Here is a 15993-nt window from a genome sequence, read left to right on the forward strand (position 1 = left end):
CTTCGATGATCTGTTTAAAAAGGTCTCGGACTCCCTCGTGAGGAGCCAAATCGGGCGCCATTTTAATCTACAAATGGTTTAGAAAGTACTTTTTGCGCGCTGCGCCGCACCAAACTCCGCACGCATCGCGCCGACTTGTCGTATATTGGCAGGGCAGGCAACCCTGCGAGACACCGAATCTGCGCACCTGAATATAAGGATTTACGCAACATGGAACATGACGTTATCGATACCCTGATTTCGCCGGAAGGCCAGCTCGAAGTGCTGTCCAAGGCCGAAGTAAACAAACTGCTCGATACCAGCCAGGGCGGCCTGTATAACGTATTTCGCAATTGCGCGCTGGCCGTGCTCAATTGTGGCAGCACCATCGACGACGGCAAGGAACTGCTCGAACGCTTCGAGTCGTTCTCGATCAGCATCGTGCAGCGCGAGCGCGGCATCAAGCTCGATATCAAGGGCGCGCCGGCTTCCGCTTTCGTGGACGGCAAAATGATCAAGGGTATCCACGAGCAGCTGTTCGCGGTGCTGCGCGATATTGTCTTCGTCAGCAACGAGGTGACCAATTCCGACAAGTTCGACATGGCCCGCACCGAGGATGTCACGGACGCCGTGTTCCACATCCTGCGCAATGCCGGCGTGCTCAAACCCATGCTCAATCCGAACCTGGTGGTGTGCTGGGGCGGCCACTCGATCAACCGCGCCGAGTACAACTACTCGAAGGAAGTCGGTTATCAGATGGGCCTGCGCGAACTCGATATCTGCACCGGCTGCGGCCCGGGCGCCATGAAGGGCCCGATGAAGGGCGCCACCATCGGCCACGCCAAGCAGCGCCTGACCAACGGCCGCTACCTGGGCATCACCGAACCGGGCATCATCGCCGCCGAATCGCCGAACCCGATCGTCAACCAGCTGGTGATCATGCCCGATATCGAAAAGCGCCTCGAAGCGTTTGTGCGCGCCGGCCACGGCATCGTGGTGTTCCCGGGCGGCGCCGGCACGGCCGAAGAGATCCTGTACATCCTCGGCATTTTGCTGCATCCGGACAACGCCGAGCTGCCATTCCCCTTGATTTTCACCGGCCCGGAAACCTCGCGCGAGTATTTTGTGCAGATCAATAACTTCATCCACGCCACGCTGGGACCGGAGGCGCAGGAGCGCTACAAGATCATCATCGACGACCCGGAAGCCGTGGCGCGCGAGATGCAGGCCGGGATCAAGGCAGTGCGCGAGTACCGCAAAACCCGCAGCGACGCCTATTACTTCAACTGGGGCCTGAAGATCGACCGCGAATTCCAGAAGCCGTTCGCACCGACGCATGAAAACATGCGCAACCTCAGCCTGCACAAGGACCAGGAAGTGCACTTGCTGGCAGCGAATTTGCGCCGGGCGTTTTCGGGCGTGGTGGCCGGTAACGTCAAGAACGAAGGCATCCGCGCCATCGAGCAGCACGGCCACTTCGAAATCCACGGCGACAAGGCGATCATGGGACCGATGGACGCGCTGCTCACGTCGTTCGTGGAGCAGAGCCGCATGAAGCTCCCCGGCAAGGCCTACGAGCCCTGCTACCGCGTTATTCAGTAGGGCGCCTGAAAAACCTCCATGGCGGCGTTGCAGCTCCTCGCCGTACTGGCGTACTGTCTTCGTCGCTGCGCCTTGCCATGGAGATTTTGTCAGGCACCCTCTATTATGCGGGCCAGTCGCGTGGTCCGCGTCCTTCCATCTCGCGGTCGATGTAGAAGGCGGCGCTGACCAGCGCCAGGTGGGTGAACCCCTGCGGGAAGTTCCCCACCAGGTGCGCGCGTTCGTCGAACTCCTCGGCGTACAGCTGCACGTGGTTGGCGTAGCGCAGCAGCTTTTCGAAGATGTGCCGCGCCTCGTCCATGCGGCCGGCGCGCGCCAGGCATTCCACGTACCAGAACGAACAGGCCGAGAAAGCGCCTTCCTGCCCCGGCAGGCCATCGTCGCGCTTGTATCGATAGACCATGCCGTCGTCGGTGAGGTGCTTGCCGATGGCGTCGAGCGTGGCCAGCCAGCGCGGGTCGGTGGCGCCGACGAAGCGCACCAGCGGCATCAACAGCATCGACGCATCGAGGTCCTTGCGGCCGCGCTCCTCCACGAAGTGCCCCAGTTCTTCATCCCAGAAATTCTTCCAGATGTCGTCGTGGATGGCGTTGCGCACCTTGATCCAGCGGGTGAAAGGCGCCGCCAGCGAGCGCTTGCTGGCCAGCCGGATCGCGCGGTCCATCGCCACCCAGCACATCAGGCGCGAATGCAGGTGATGGCGCGCCGGGCCACGGATTTCCCAGATGCCGGCGTCCGGTTCTTTCCAGTGGCGCGCCACGTAGTCGATCACGCGGCATACGCCGAGCCAGCGGTCGTGCGAGATCGCCTCGCCGTACTTGTTACTGAGGTAAATCGAGTCCATCAACTCGCCGTAGATGTCGAGCTGCAGCTGGCCAACGGCGTCGTTGCCAATGCGCACCGGCGCAGCGCCACCGTAGCCGGCCAGGTGGTCGAGCGACGTCTCGGCCGGCACCTTGCCGCCATCGAGCGCATACATCACTTTCAGTTCGCCGCCCTTGGACGAGTGCATGGCGCGGTCGCCGAGCCAGCGGTAGAAATCCTTGGCTTCCGTGTGGTAGCCGAGGCGCATCAGCGCATAGATCGAGAACGACGAATCGCGGATCCACGCGGCGCGGTAGTCCCAGTTGCGCACGCCGCCGGCCGCTTCCGGCAGCGAAAACGTGCCGGCCGCCGCGATCGATCCGTGCCGGCGTGACGTCAGCAGTTTCAGTACCAGCGCCGAGCGTCCAACGGCATCGCGCCAGCGGCCCTTGTAAGTCGAGCGTGCTGACCAGGCGCGCCAGCGGTTGATGGTCGCCTCGATCAGCTGGCCGATCTCGTCAGCGTCGATTAGCGGCTTGCCCGGTTCATCGAGCATCAGGGTCAGGCACTGGCCCGCCTTAAGCTTGATGCTGGCGTGGACTTCGCCGTCGTCTTTCGTAAAATTGGCGCCGGACAGGCGCAGTGGCGGGCAGTCCTTGGCCGTGAACAGGGCTGCGCCACCCTTGATTTTCACGGATGGCACAGCCCGCGCATAATCGTGGCGCGGCGCGCAGCGCACGTGGATGGTTACCGTGCCGCGTGTGACGACCATGCGGCGCACCAGCCGGGTAGGCGCTTCGTCCGTTTCCGACGTGTCGATCATCAGGTCGGTCAGTTCGGCGGAAGCGTCGCTGCCCATCCAGCGCGTGAGCAGCACATTGGTGTCGGGAATGTACATCTGCACCACGCGGGGCGCGTCGATATCGGGCGCCAGTTCGAATACGCCGCCGTTGTCGGCGTCGAGAATGCCGGCAAAGATGCTGGGGCTGTCCAGGTTAGGCCAGCACAGGTAGTCGATGGCGCCGTCGCAAGCTACCAGGGCGATGGTCGCCAGGTTGCCGATCACGCCGTGATCGGCGATATCGCGTTCCTTGCGTTTCTTGTGCGGTCTGCCGGCAGCCATTAGCCGTTGTCCTCGAAGCCCGGGTACAGCGCCATGCCGCCGTCAACGAACAGCGTGCTGCCCACCACGTAGTCGGCCAGGTCGGAAGCTAAAAACAGTGCGGCGTTGGCGACGTCGTCGGGCTGGCCCACGCGGCCGTACGGGATCAGCTTGAGCAGGTCGTCGGTGCCGCCGTCGGCGGTCACTTCGGCGTTGATCGGGGTCTTGATGGCGCCGGGGGCAATGGCGTTGATGCGGATGCGTTCGGGCGCCATTTCCTGCGCCATGGTTTCCATCAACAGGTGGACGCCGCCCTTGGATGCGGCGTAGTTGACATGGCCGGCCCACGGTATGCGCTGGTGGACGGAACTCATACAGATGATCTTGCCCAATGCGCGCGAGGCCTTGCGCTGGCCCTGCCGGCGGAACGTGCGCACCGCTTCGCGCATGCACAGGAACTGGCCGGTCAGGTTGGTTTTCAATACGCCTTCCCATTGCTTGAGCGTCATGTCGGCGCTCGGTGCGTCGTCCTGGCGGCCCGAGTTGGCCACCACGATGTCGATCGCGCCGAAGTGTTCGATGGCGGCGGCAAACAGCGCCTGCACATCGTCTTCTTCACCGACGTCGGCCTGAAAGGCGAACGCCTTGCCGCCTTCGGCGGTAATCGCTGCCACCACCTCGTCGGCCTGGTCCTGGTGCGAGTGGAAGTTGACGACCACGTTGGCGCCTGCCCTGGCAAAGGCGAGCGCGATGCCGCGCCCCAGGCCGGAGTTGGCGCCGGTGACGATGGCGGTTTGATCGTGTAGCGTAATGTGCATGTGCATGCTCCTGGGTCAATGAACGGTGACCGTTTCATTGTAGACAGTGCGCTGTTGGCGGGTAGGGCGCTTGCAGGGGCGAAGCAGCTCCAGCGCACACAAAGCGGCAAAAATGCAGGCGTAAAAAAACCGCTCCGGGGAGCGGTTTCGAGCAAAGTGCTACCGACGGTTACTCTTTGCGCTTACTCTTCGCGGCGCAGGTGCGGGAACAGCAGCACGTCGCGGATGTTCGGCGAGTCGGTAATGATCATCATCAGGCGGTCGATACCGATGCCGCAACCGCCGGCTGGCGGCATGCCGTATTCCAATGCGCGGATGTAGTCGGCGTCGTAGTACATCGCCTCTTCATCGCCGGCATCCTTGGCGGCTACCTGCGCCAGGAAGCGCGCCGACTGGTCTTCGGCGTCATTGAGCTCCGAGAAGCCGTTGGCGATTTCGCGGCCGACCATGAACAGCTCGAAGCGTTCGGTAATGCCTTCGCGGGTGTCCGACGCGCGGGCCAGCGGCGACACTTCGACCGGGTAATCGATGATGTACGTCGGTTCCCACAGCTGCGCTTCGGCGGTTTCTTCGAACAGCGCCAGTTGCAGCGCGCCCAGGCCGGCGGTGGCGAACGGCTTCACGCCGAACTTCAGCAGCTCGGTCTTGATGAATTGCGCGTCGTTCAACTGCTCGGCGGTGTAGCCCGGTGCGTACTTGTTGATCGCTTCGACGATGGTCAGGCGGTGGAACGGCTTGGCCAGGTCGAGTTCGCGGCCGCCGTAGGTGAGCGTGGCGGTGCCGTGGGCGTCGATGGCGGCCTGGCGGATGATCGCTTCGGTGAAGTCCATCAGCCACTGGTAGTCGGTGTAGGCCGCGTAGAATTCCATCATGGTGAATTCAGGATTGTGACGGATCGACACGCCTTCATTGCGGAAGTTGCGGTTGATCTCGAACACGCGGTCGAAGCCGCCCACCACCAGGCGTTTCAGGTACAGCTCGGGCGCGATACGCAGAAACATCTGCATGTCGAGCGCGTTGTGGTGGGTGGTGAATGGTTTTGCGGACGCGCCACCTGGAATGGTGTGCAGCATCGGCGTTTCCACTTCCATGAATTCGTTCTTTTCCATGAAGCGGCGCATCGACGAGATGGCGGCGGTACGCGCCTTGAAGGTGCGGCGCGTCTCTTCGTTCATGATCAGGTCCACGTAGCGCTGGCGATACTTGGTTTCCTGGTCGGCCAGGCCGTGGAATTTGTCAGGCAGCGGACGCAGCGACTTGGTGATCAGGCGCAGTTCGCTGACCTTGATGGTCAGCTCGTCGGTCTTGGTCTTGAACAGGGTGCCGGTCACCCCCAGGATGTCGCCCAGGTCGTAGTGGTGCAGCGCGGCCATGGCGGCTTCGCCGGTCAGGTCGAGCGTGGCGTAGATCTGGATGCGGCCGTCGGCGTTTTTACCTGACGAGTCCTGCAGGGTGGCGAAAGCGGCCTTCTTGCCGGCTTCGCGCTTGAGCATCATGCGGCCGGCCAGCACCACGGTGACGGGATTGGCTTCGAGTTCCTCGCGGGTCTTCGCACCGAATTCGGCGTGCAGGTCGGCAGCCTTGTGTTGCGGTTTGAAGTCGTTGGGAAAGGCGACGCCTTGCTGGCGCAGGGCGGCCAGCTTGGCGCGGCGCTCGGCGATGATCTTGTTTTCGTCGGGCGCTGCTGCTTGGTCTTGAAGATCCGTAGTCATGGTCTGTTTCTTTGGTGGGGTGAAGATTATTAATTGGTGGCGTCGGCCAGCGTATAGGGCTCGGTCGCAAACAGCGCGTCCACATCGAGCTCGCTGAAGTCGCGGGCAATCGCGATCACGTTGTCGAACTGGGCGAACGCTGCGGCCGGCAGGGTGGTGGTGAGCACCACCGCGCGCATGCCGGCGCGGCGCGCCGCTTCCACGCCCAGCGGCGCGTCCTCGAACACGATGCTGTCGGCGGGCAGGCTGCCGGCACGTTCGGCGGCCAGCAGGAACACGTCCGGGTTCGGTTTGCCGCGCGCCACATCGGCGGCGCCGGCGATGGCGTCGAACTGCTTGCGCAGATCCAGGCCGTCGAGCGTGAAGTCGATATTGGCCGGCGGCGCGGCCGTGGCCACGGCCAGCTTCACGCCAGCGGCCTTGGCGCGGGCGATGAACTGCTCGAAGCCGCCGGTGACGGCCAGGTGCGGCGCATACAGTTCGCGGTACAGCGACTCTTTTTCCACGTCGAGCGCAGCGGTTTCTTCGTTGGTGAGATGGCTGCCCAGGTAGGTGCGCATGATTTCATGGCCCTGGCGACCGGCTGTGTCGCGGAAAAACGCGTCCGGGTCGAGCGTGTGGCCACGCTTGCCGAAGAACGCCAGCCACGATTCGGTGTGGTAGGCCATGTTGTCCACGATGGTGCCGTCCATGTCGAAGATGAAGGCGCGCTGTGATGTCGTCATTGTTTACACGCCTTGTTTGAGCGAAGCCGAGATGAAGTCGTCGATTTCACCGTCCAGCACTGCCTTAGTGTTACCGGTTTCGAAGTTGGTGCGCAAATCCTTGATGCGCGACTGGTCGAGCACATACGAACGGATTTGATGGCCCCAGCCCACGTCGGTCTTGGAGTCTTCCAGTTTCTGCTGCTCGCTCATGCGCTTGCGCAGTTCCATTTCGTACAGCTTGGCCTTGAGCATTTCCATCGCTTCGGCCTTGTTGCGGTGCTGCGAACGGTCGTTCTGGCACTGCACCACGATGCCCGATGGCGCGTGGGTAAGACGAACCGCCGAATCGGTTTTATTGATGTGCTGACCACCGGCGCCGGACGCACGATAGGTATCGATGCGCAGGTCGGCCGGGTTGATCTCGATATCGATCGAGTCATCGACTTCCGGGTACACGAACAGCGACGTGAACGACGTGTGGCGGCCGTTGGCCGAGTCGAACGGCGACTTGCGCACCAGGCGGTGCACGCCGGTTTCGGTGCGCAGGAAGCCATAGGCGTATTCGCCCTCGACCTTGATGGTGGCGGTCTTGATGCCGGCCACCTCGCCGTCGGACTGCTCCATGACTTCAACCTTGAAGCCTTTGCGGTCGCAATAGCGCACGTACTGGCGCAGCAGCATCGAGGCCCAGTCCTGGGCTTCGGTACCGCCGGCGCCGGCCTGGATGTCGATGAAGCAGTTGTTCGGGTCCATCGGATTGTTGAACATCCGGCGGAATTCCATGCCCTCGATGACCACGCGCACGGATTCGGCATCGACAATCAGCGCTTCCAGCGTGTCGTCGTCGCCTTCTTCCTTGGCCATGGCGAACAGGTCGGCCATGTCCTTGAGGTCGGTGTCGGCCTTGGTCAGCGCGAACACGATGGCTTCCAGCGATTTTTTTTCCTTGCCGAGATCCTGCGCCTTTTTAGGGTCGTTCCAGATCGTCGGGTCTTCCATTTCTTCGTTTACCTGCTCGAGCTTCTCTGACTTTTTATCGAAGTCAAAGATACCTCCGAAGTTCGGCTTCACGCGACGTCAGGTCGGTGAGCAGGGCGGAGAGGGAGTTGATGCGTTCGGCTTCCATGTTTTCTTCTTTTCTAAGGGCGAAATCAAACCCTAGATTATACGCTATGAAAGCCCAACAATCTTCCCCCTCGCGCCAATCGGCCGGATCAGCCGCGCTTCAACTGCTTGATCACGCTTGCCACCTTGGCGGTAATTACATCGATCGCCGGGCCGTTGGCGCCGTGCGGGAAAATCACGTCGGCGTTGCGCTTGGTCGGTTCGATGAACTGCTTGTGCATCGGCCGCACGGTGTCCATGTACTGGCCCACCACGCTCTCGACCGAGCGGCCCCGCTCCGTGATGTCGCGCTGCATGCGGCGGATGAAGCGCACGTCGGACGCGGTATCGACGTAGATCTTCAGCGACATCATGTCGCGCAGGTCGGCGTCGTACAGGGCGAACAGGCCTTCGATCACGATCACCGGCGCCGGCTTGACGGGGATGGTGCGGGTGGAGCGGTTGTGCAGGGTGAAGTCGTACTCGGGCATCTCGATCGACTCGCCGCGGCGCAGGGCCTGGACGTGCTGCACCAGCAGCGGCCACTCGAAAGCGTTGGGGTGGTCGTAATTCTGGTCGGGGCGCAGTTCGGGCGCCAGGTGCGACTGGTCGCAGTAGTAATCGTCCTGCATCACCACCGAGACCATGTCGGAACCGAAGGCGGAGAGGACCTGCTGGGACACCGTGGACTTGCCACTGCCGCTACCGCCTGCGACACCAATAATAAACGGTTGGAATGGGATATTGTTCATACCCCGCATGATACCGGAACCGCGCCTTTACCGACAGAGACCAATGGCGGCAGATTCATGCAAAAATGCGCAGGATGGCTTAAAAATCAACCTTGCATTCAATTGTATATGCCTTGATTCGCGCCCGATCGCTGCGTATTATGCTGCGATCCTCCCTGATCTGATGACTTATGCCGCTGCTGCCGCCTTTCCCCCGTCTCCGACTGTTATCCACCATCCTGCTGGCCGGGGCAGGCAACCTGGCCGTCGCTGCCACTCCGGCTGCCACGCCGGCCGGCTCCCAAGCGACCATGGCCCTGCTGGAGACCACCGACCTGCATGCCAATGTCCTCAGCTACGACTACTACAAGCTCAAACCCGAGCCGGCGCTCGGGCTGGAACGCACCGCTACCTTGATCCGCCAGGCGCGCGCCCAGTACCCGAACAGCCTGCTGCTCGATAACGGCGACGCCCTGCAAGGCACGGCCTTGTCGGATTATCAAGCCAAGGTGGCGCCGGTGCAGTGCGGCCAGCTGCCGGCCATCTACAAAGCGATGGACTTGCTGGGCGTTGATGGCGCCGGCATCGGCAACCATGAATTCAACTACGGCCTGCCGTACCTGAACCAGGTCACCGGCAGCGCTTTCGATGTGGACGGGGTGCCGGCCGATGCGCCGCGCTGCGCGGGTCCCACATTCCCGATCGTGCTGGCCAACGTGGTCAGCACCCGGTCGGGCAAGCCGCTGTTTGCGCCGTACAGCATCCTCACCCGGCAAATTTCCGCCACCGGCCCCGATGGCAAGCCGGTCACCGCCACCATCAAGGTGGGCATCATCGGCTTCGCTCCACCCGAGATCCTGGCATGGGACAAGCGCTGGCTCGATGGCAAGGTGACCGCCGAAGGCGTGCGCGAGACTGCGCAAAAATTCATTCCGATCATGCGCGCGCAAGGCGCCGACCTGATCGTGGCGCTCTCGCACGGCGGCATCGATGGCGCGCCGTACACGCCGGCCATGGAAAACGCCAATTACTACCTGGCGCAGGTGCCGGGCGTGGACGCCCTGCTGATCGGCCACTCGCACCTGCCGTTCCCGCTGGCGACCAGCACGGTCGCGCAATTCAACCTGCCGGGCGTGGACAAGGCCAGGGGCACCGTGCACGGCGTGCCGACCGTGATGGCCAGCCTGTGGGGCAAGCACCTGGGCGTGATCGCGCTGCACATGACCTACGACGGCCAGCGCTGGAATATCGACAAAACCCGCACCACGGTGGAAGCACGCAGCATCCGCAACGCCGACGGTACTTACGTGGCGGCCGATCCGGCCGTGGCGCAACTGGTGGCGGCCGAACACGAGGCCACCATCCGTTACGTGCAAACCCCGGTGGGCAACAGCGACTTCCGCATGTCGTCGTACTTTGCCGATGTGGGGGATGTCAGCGCGGTGCAACTGGTGAACCAGGCCCAGACCGATTACGTGCGCAACTACGTGCAGGCCAATTTGCCACAGTATGCCGCGCTGCCGGTGCTGTCGATGGCGTCGCCGTTCAAGACCGGCGCTGCCGGCGTGGGCGACTACACCGATGTCAAGCCGGGCGCGCTGGCGCTCAACAACGCCGCCGACTTGTACCTGTATCCGAACGAGCTGCACGCGGTCAAGGTCGATGGCGCGGGGCTCAAGGCGTGGCTGGAAAAGTCGGCCGAGCGTTTCAACCGCATCGATCCGGCGGCCACCGCGCCGCAGGAATTGATCAATACCGGTGCGGCCGGTTATAACTTCGACATGCCCACCACGGCCGACATCAGCTACCAGATCGACGTGACGCGGCCGGTCGGCCAGCGCATCGTGGCCTTGAGCTGGCAGGGCGCGCCGGTCACGCCGGGCCAGCAATTCCTGGTCGCCACCAACAACTACCGCGCCAGCGGCGGCGGCAATTTCCCGGGCCTGGACGGCAGCCAGACCGTGGTGGCCGCGCCCGACAGCAGCCGCGACGTGCTGATTGCGTATATCCGCAAGACCCGGAACCTCACGCGTGCCGCCAACGGCGCCACCCGCAGCTGGCGCTTCGCGCCCGTGCAGGTGGCCGGCCCCGTGGTGTTCCATGCCGCGCCCGGCATGATCGGGCTGGCTGGCGAGGCGGGTTTGACGGGCGTCACCGAGTTGCAGGCCGACGACGGCGGCGGCAAGGGGTTTGCATTGTATGCGGTGGACCTGGCGCAATAGTTACCTGATAACCGTGCGCGACGCATGGCGCACGGCATTGTGTGTTACTGTGCGCAACGGTCCTCGTTAACCGTCCCAGTAGACCGCCTAGTTGACGACTGGAACCCAGGACCGTCTTCATGCGTCTTAACAATCCCAATCAAAACCACCTGTTGGCGGCGCTGCTCGACGCCGAGTTCGACCGGCTGTCGCCATACCTCGATCCGATCATGATGCGCCTGGGCGATGTGCTGTACGAGTCCGGCGCCGCCATCAACCACGTCTATTTTCCGACGTCGTCGATCGTCTCGCTGCACTACGTGCTGGAAAACGGCAGCTCGTCGGAGATCGCCGGCGTGGGCAACGAGGGCATGCTGGGTATTTCGCTGTTCATGGGCGGCAACACCACGCCGAGCCGCGCCGTGGTGCAGACCGCCGGCCATGGCTATCGCCTCAAGTCCCACCTGCTGCTCGAGGAATTCAACCGCGCCGGCCCGGTGATGCGCCTGCTGCTGCGCTACACCCAGGCGCTGCTCACGCAGATGTCGCAGACCGCCATCTGCAACCGCCACCACACGGTAGACCAGCAATTGTGCCGCTGGCTGCTGCTGACCCTCGACCGATTACCCACCAGTGAGCTCACCATGACCCAGGAACTGATCGCCAACATGCTGGGCGTGCGCCGCGAAGGCGTGACCGTGGCTGCCGGCCGCCTGCAGGCCAGGGGCTACATCAGCAACCGGCGCGGCCATATCTCGGTGCTCGACCGCCACGGCCTCGAAGGCGATGTGTGCGAATGCTACGAGGTGGTCAAGAAAGAATTTGCCCGCTTGATGTCCGACGTGCGCCAGCGCCAGGAGGTTAAATGAACGCCGGCCTGCCCGTGGCAAAACTGCTGCTCGAGGCCGATGCACTGCAAGCGGCCATCCATAACAGCGCCAATTTTTGCAGCATCGCCACCGATGTCAACGGCGTGATCCAGATCTTCAACGTCGGCGCCGAGCGCATGCTGGGCTACAGCGCGGCCGAGGTGCTCAACCACGTCACGCCCGCCGGCCTGGCCGATCCGCTGGAGGACGTCGAACGCGCTGCCGCCCTGAGCCTGGAAGCCGGCGTGGAAATCGCGCCCGGCTTCGAGGCGCTGGTGTTCAAGGCCTCGCGCGGCATCGAGGACAGCTACGACACCACCTTCATCCGCAAGGATGGCAGCCGCCTGCCGGTGAGCATGTCGGTCAGCGCGCTGCGCGACGCCGGCCAGAGCATCATCGGCTACCTGTTGATGGGCACCGACAACACGGCCCGCAAGCAGGCCGAGCGTGAGCAGGCCCTGCTCGACCAGCGCCTGCGCGAGCAGCAGCTGGCGCTGCAGGACACCAACGTGGAACTGGAAGCGGCGCGGGCGCTGGCCGAGAAGGCCAACCTGGCCAAGTCCGAATTCCTGTCGGCGATGAGCCACGAGCTGCGCACGCCGCTCAATGCGGTGCTCGGTTTCGCGCAGTTGCTGGCGTCGGACAAGCCGCCGCCGACCGTGTCGCAACAGCGTTCGCTCGACCAGATCCTCAAGGGCGGCTGGTATTTGCTCCAGCTAATCAACGAGATTCTTGATCTTGCCATGATCGAATCTGGCAAGGTGACGATGTCGCAGGAGTCCATGGGCCTTGCCGAAGTGCTCAAGGATTGCCAGTCGCTGATCGCGCCGCAGGCGGAAAAACGCGGCATCCGGCTGTTTTTTGCCGCCATGAGCGAGCCGTTTTACGTCCATGCCGACCGCACCCGGGTCAAGCAGGTGATGATCAACCTGCTGTCCAATGCCATCAAGTACAACCGCCGCGGCGGCATGGTAATCGTCGAATGCGCCCAGGCCGAAGGCGCTCGCGTGCGCGTGAGCGTGACCGACACCGGCGCCGGCCTCGATGAAGACCAGGTCGAGCAGCTGTTCCAGCCGTTCAACCGCCTCGGCCAGGAGGAAGGCGCGGAAGAGGGCACCGGCATCGGCCTGGTGGTGACCAAGCAGCTGACCGAATTGATGGGCGGCGAGATCGGCGTGTTCAGCGAAGTGGGCGTGGGCACCACGTTCTGGATCGAGCTCGCGGCCAGCGTCGAGCCGGTGCTGGAAATTGCCGCATCCGACCTGCCGCCTGCGGTGGCCGATGGCGCCGGTGCGCCGTTGAAAACCCTGCTGTACATCGAAGACAATCCGGCCAATCTGAGCCTGGTGGAGCAGCTGGTGCTGCGCCGCAGCGACCTCAAACTGCTGACCGCCATCGACGGCTATGCCGGCATCGAACTGGCGCGCACCTATCAACCGGACGTGATCCTGATGGACATCAACCTGCCCGGCATCAGCGGCTTCGGGTGTTTGAAAATTTTGCAGGATGATGCCGCTACCGCGCATATCCCGGTGCTGGCGCTGTCGGCCAACGCCATGGCGCGCGACGTGGAAAAGGGCGTGGAAGCGGGCTTTTTCCAGTACCTCACCAAGCCGATCAACGTCACCCAGTTCATGTGCGCACTCGACGAAGCGCTGGCCTTTGCCGCCGTCCATGGCAGCCCGCACACCCCCACCGAGGAAACCGCATCATGATAGACCCATCCGACATCCGCGCCGCCCAGATCCTGATCGTGGACGACCAGGAAGCCAACGTCATGCTGCTCGAGCAGATGCTGGCCAACGCCGGCTACACCAACGTGCACAGCACCATGGACCCGTTCCAGGTGGCCGGCCTGCACCTTGAAAACCACTACGACCTGATCCTGCTCGACCTGCAAATGCCGGGCATGGACGGCTTTGCGGTATTGAAAGCGCTGCACGACATCGAGCCCGATGGCTATGTGCCGGTGCTGGTGGTCACGGCCCAGCCCAACCACAAGCTGCGCGCGCTGCAGGCAGGCGCCAAGGACTTCATCGGCAAGCCGTTCGACCTGCTCGAAGTGGAAACGCGGATCCAGAACATGCTCGAAGTGCGCCTGCTGCACCGCAAGCTGCGCCGCTACAACCAGCAGCTCGAATTCACGGTACTCGAGCGCACGGCGCAGCTGCGCGAAAGCGAAGCACGCTTCCAGCGCTTTGCCGAACTGTCCACCGACTGGTACTGGGAACAGGATGCCGATGGCCAGCTGGTGAACTGCCACGGCCCGGTCGCCGACATGGTGGGACTGTCCGGCGCCGCCACCGGCGGCTGGGACGTGGCCGAACGCGCGGAACTGGAAGCGAACATCGCCGAACGCAGACCGTTCCTCGACTTTATCTACAGCCGCACCGCCGAGAGCGGCGCCGTCCAGTACCTGCAGGTGAGCGGCGAACCGGTCTTCGACGAAGCGAGCCGCTTCATCGGCTACCGCGGCGTGGGCCGCGACGTCACCGCCATGGCCACCCACTTCACTTCGGGGTCAGTGCCGACATTTGGACACGAGCTCGGCGTTTTCGATGCTTCTGATCGCCCGGCTGACGGTCTTTGACGATACGCCGAAGAATGTCGCGATCTGCTGCATGGTGTACGCAGTTGAAAAATATGCCCGCGCCATTGCTTCGTCGCGCCGCGGATAAGCGGCGCGATATTCGGGAAGAGACAGCAGGGTGGCGCGTCGTTGGGCCTTGGTTATTGCCACCATGTTGTTGACCGCCCGATTGCCACAGGCTTGGGCAATGAAATGGTCATTTCCCAGCAATAGCTGATGCCTGGTTTGCTCCAGCGGACTGGCGACTCCTATCCCTGCCAGCACGAAGCGGCAATATAGTGTTGCAGCTTCGTTACGGTCGACGGCAAAGTGCTCCAGAATGCCTTCGGCGTCGAACCAGGTCGGTACTGTCATGCTGCCGGTGAGGTAACCGTGGCTGCTCCACGGCCACGCGTCAATTGATGTCACAGCCCCGGCGCGCAGCGGGTTGAGGATCACATAACGGATGAGTTCGAGCAGGTATGATTCGCGTTGCACGAGTATTGCCTTGTAACGGCCTTGAAAGACATGGCCCACCAGTGCGTGGCGGCGATTGAAATACTGCGAATAGCTACCGTTTAATACCCGCATACCCTGCGCCAGGTTGCCGTCGACAGTTTCCACGACCAGGTGGTAGTGGTTGGTCATCTGGCAAAAGCCCATCACAACGAAGTTGTAGCGCTGGCAAACCTGTTCCAGGATGGAAAGCCATACCCTGCGGTCCACGTCGTCGCGATAGATCGCTGCCCGCCGATCTCCGCGAGAGGTGACGTGGTAGAGGGCTCCCGCGTACTGCACTCTTAATGGTCTGCTCATTATCCGAAGCTAACCCTTCCGTGACGACGCATGACTGTGCAAGATCAAAAAAGTTCAAAAATGTCCGAATGTCGGCACTGACCCCGAAGCTGTACACTAGCTGGTCTTTGATGGTCACCGGAGTACGGCAATGAAAACAGTCACATTTGCGTCCGGCGTCAGCGTGCCGGTGCTGGGGCAGGGAACGTGGAATATGGGCGAGGATGCTTCGCGCAAGGCCGCCGAGGTGCGGGCCTTGCAGCTGGGCCTCGACCTGGGCATGACCCTGATCGATACCGCCGAGATGTACGGCGAGGGCGGCGCCGAGGAAGTGGTCGGCGCCGCGCTGGCCGGGCGGCGCTCCGAGGCCTTCCTGGTCAGCAAGGTATATCCGCACAACGCCAGTTTCGACGGCGTGCGCGAGGCGTGCGAGCGCAGCCTGCGGCGCCTGCGCGTCGAGTCAATCGACCTGTACCTGCTGCATTGGCAGGGCCACCACCCGCTGGCCGAAACCTTCGACGGTTTCGAGGCGCTCAGGCAGGCCGGCAAGATCGGGGACTATGGCGTCAGCAATCTCGATCTGCCCAGCATGGAGGACGCGGTCGGCTATGGCGCCCCGGCCACCGACCAGGTGCTGTACAACCTGCTCAAACGCGGCATCGAGTTCGACCTGTTGCCGTGGTGCCGCGCGCGCGGCATGCCGGTGATGGCATATTCGCCGCTCGTGAGCAGTGGGCGCGAACAGGCCGCCTTGCTGGGCCACCCGGCCCTGCGCACGGTGGCCGATGCGCATGACGCCACGCCCGCGCAGATCGCCCTGGCCTGGGTGCTGCACCAGGATGGCGTGATCGCTATCCCCAAGGCGGTCGATCCTGTACACTTGCGCGCCAACCGCGCCGCCGCCGACATCCGGCTCACCAGCGGCGACCTGGCCGCGCTGGACCGCGCCTTTCCGCCGCCGCGCCGCGCGCGTGCGCTGGACATGAGATAACTATGCGAT

Annotated in this window: 13 protein-coding genes; 6 read left to right on the forward strand and 7 right to left on the reverse strand. The window is 63.1% G+C overall.

Features of this window, described 5'->3' with window-relative positions:
- The first annotated feature begins 210 nt into the window (after positions 1-210).
- Positions 211-1581 carry a nucleotide 5'-monophosphate nucleosidase PpnN gene (ppnN, locus tag SR858_RS10615; RefSeq protein WP_019920759.1) on the forward strand — a complete coding sequence of 457 codons (1371 nt, stop codon included), beginning with the start codon at positions 211-213 and terminating at the stop codon, positions 1579-1581.
- A gap of 103 nt (positions 1582-1684) precedes the next feature.
- Here the strand turns inward: ppnN and SR858_RS10620 are convergent, their stop codons facing one another.
- The 6 genes from SR858_RS10620 to udk form a co-directional block, all read right to left on the reverse strand.
- Entirely contained in the window at positions 1685-3508 is a 1824-nt protein-coding gene (locus tag SR858_RS10620; protein WP_019920760.1) for a glycoside hydrolase family 15 protein, read from the reverse strand.
- Positions 3508-4305, reverse strand: a complete 798-nt coding sequence (locus SR858_RS10625) for an SDR family oxidoreductase (protein WP_026637086.1) — start codon at positions 4303-4305, stop codon at positions 3508-3510. The genes SR858_RS10620 and SR858_RS10625 overlap by 1 nt, the downstream gene beginning before the upstream one ends.
- A 182-nt stretch (positions 4306-4487) precedes the next feature.
- Positions 4488-6017 carry a lysine--tRNA ligase gene (lysS, locus tag SR858_RS10630; RefSeq protein WP_019920762.1) on the reverse strand — a complete coding sequence of 510 codons (1530 nt, stop codon included), beginning with the start codon at positions 6015-6017 and terminating at the stop codon, positions 4488-4490.
- Positions 6018-6046: 29 nt separating this feature from the next.
- Positions 6047-6742 carry an HAD family hydrolase gene (locus SR858_RS10635; protein WP_019920763.1) on the reverse strand — a complete coding sequence of 232 codons (696 nt, stop codon included), beginning with the start codon at positions 6740-6742 and terminating at the stop codon, positions 6047-6049.
- Positions 6743-6745: 3 nt separating this feature from the next.
- A protein-coding gene (prfB, locus tag SR858_RS10640; RefSeq protein ID WP_154819790.1) for a peptide chain release factor 2 occupies positions 6746-7850 on the reverse strand; the annotation gives its coding sequence in 2 pieces (ribosomal slippage) (positions 6746-7768 and positions 7770-7850; 1104 coding nt in all).
- Between the two features lie 88 nt (positions 7851-7938).
- Positions 7939-8580, reverse strand: a complete 642-nt coding sequence (gene udk / locus SR858_RS10645) for a uridine kinase (protein ID WP_019920765.1) — start codon at positions 8578-8580, stop codon at positions 7939-7941.
- Between the two features lie 170 nt (positions 8581-8750).
- Between udk and SR858_RS10650 the strand changes: the two genes are divergently transcribed.
- The 4 genes from SR858_RS10650 (at position 8751) to SR858_RS10665 (ending at position 14219) form a co-directional block, all read left to right on the forward strand.
- Positions 8751-10781 carry a bifunctional 2',3'-cyclic-nucleotide 2'-phosphodiesterase/3'-nucleotidase gene (locus SR858_RS10650; protein WP_019920766.1) on the forward strand — a complete coding sequence of 677 codons (2031 nt, stop codon included), beginning with the start codon at positions 8751-8753 and terminating at the stop codon, positions 10779-10781.
- Between the two features lie 119 nt (positions 10782-10900).
- Positions 10901-11629 (forward strand): Crp/Fnr family transcriptional regulator, encoded by a 729-nt coding sequence (locus SR858_RS10655; RefSeq protein WP_019920767.1) that lies wholly within the window; start codon positions 10901-10903, stop codon positions 11627-11629.
- Positions 11626-13344: a hybrid sensor histidine kinase/response regulator gene (locus tag SR858_RS10660; protein ID WP_019920768.1), complete on the forward strand. Its 1719-nt coding sequence runs from the start codon at positions 11626-11628 to the stop codon at positions 13342-13344. The genes SR858_RS10655 and SR858_RS10660 overlap by 4 nt, the downstream gene beginning before the upstream one ends.
- Complete coding sequence (locus SR858_RS10665; protein WP_019920769.1) at positions 13341-14219, forward strand: response regulator; 879 nt, start codon at positions 13341-13343, stop codon at positions 14217-14219. Before SR858_RS10660 ends, SR858_RS10665 begins: the two co-directional genes overlap by 4 nt.
- Here the strand turns inward: SR858_RS10665 and SR858_RS10670 are convergent.
- Positions 14151-15014 carry a transposase gene (locus SR858_RS10670; protein WP_084669845.1) on the reverse strand — a complete coding sequence of 288 codons (864 nt, stop codon included), beginning with the start codon at positions 15012-15014 and terminating at the stop codon, positions 14151-14153. The genes SR858_RS10665 and SR858_RS10670 overlap by 69 nt on opposite strands.
- A 130-nt stretch (positions 15015-15144) precedes the next feature.
- Between SR858_RS10670 and SR858_RS10675 the strand changes: the two genes are divergently transcribed.
- Positions 15145-15984, forward strand: a complete 840-nt coding sequence (locus SR858_RS10675; protein ID WP_026637088.1) for an aldo/keto reductase — start codon at positions 15145-15147, stop codon at positions 15982-15984.
- Positions 15985-15993: the final 9 nt, after the last annotated feature.

It is taken from the genome of Duganella zoogloeoides, from assembly GCF_034479515.1.
Lineage (GTDB): Bacteria > Pseudomonadota > Gammaproteobacteria > Burkholderiales > Burkholderiaceae_D > Rugamonas > Rugamonas zoogloeoides.

Bases quoted from the DNA above. Each gene is read 5' to 3' on its own strand.
- SR858_RS10655 (WP_019920767.1), top strand. From the start codon at position 10,901: ATGCGTCTTAACAATCCCAATCAAAACCACCTGTTGGCGGCGCTGCTC.
- SR858_RS10620 (WP_019920760.1), bottom strand. From the start codon at position 3,508: ATGGCTGCCGGCAGACCGCACAAGAAACGCAAGGAACGCGATATCGCC.
- SR858_RS10665 (WP_019920769.1), top strand. From the start codon at position 13,341: ATGATAGACCCATCCGACATCCGCGCCGCCCAGATCCTGATCGTGGAC.
- SR858_RS10670 (WP_084669845.1), bottom strand. From the start codon at position 15,014: ATGAGCAGACCATTAAGAGTGCAGTACGCGGGAGCCCTCTACCACGTC.
- udk (WP_019920765.1), bottom strand. From the start codon at position 8,580: ATGAACAATATCCCATTCCAACCGTTTATTATTGGTGTCGCAGGCGGT.
- lysS (WP_019920762.1), bottom strand. From the start codon at position 6,017: ATGACTACGGATCTTCAAGACCAAGCAGCAGCGCCCGACGAAAACAAG.
- ppnN (WP_019920759.1), top strand. From the start codon at position 211: ATGGAACATGACGTTATCGATACCCTGATTTCGCCGGAAGGCCAGCTC.
- SR858_RS10635 (WP_019920763.1), bottom strand. From the start codon at position 6,742: ATGACGACATCACAGCGCGCCTTCATCTTCGACATGGACGGCACCATC.
- SR858_RS10625 (WP_026637086.1), bottom strand. From the start codon at position 4,305: ATGCACATTACGCTACACGATCAAACCGCCATCGTCACCGGCGCCAAC.
- SR858_RS10675 (WP_026637088.1), top strand. From the start codon at position 15,145: ATGAAAACAGTCACATTTGCGTCCGGCGTCAGCGTGCCGGTGCTGGGG.
- SR858_RS10660 (WP_019920768.1), top strand. From the start codon at position 11,626: ATGAACGCCGGCCTGCCCGTGGCAAAACTGCTGCTCGAGGCCGATGCA.
- SR858_RS10650 (WP_019920766.1), top strand. From the start codon at position 8,751: ATGCCGCTGCTGCCGCCTTTCCCCCGTCTCCGACTGTTATCCACCATC.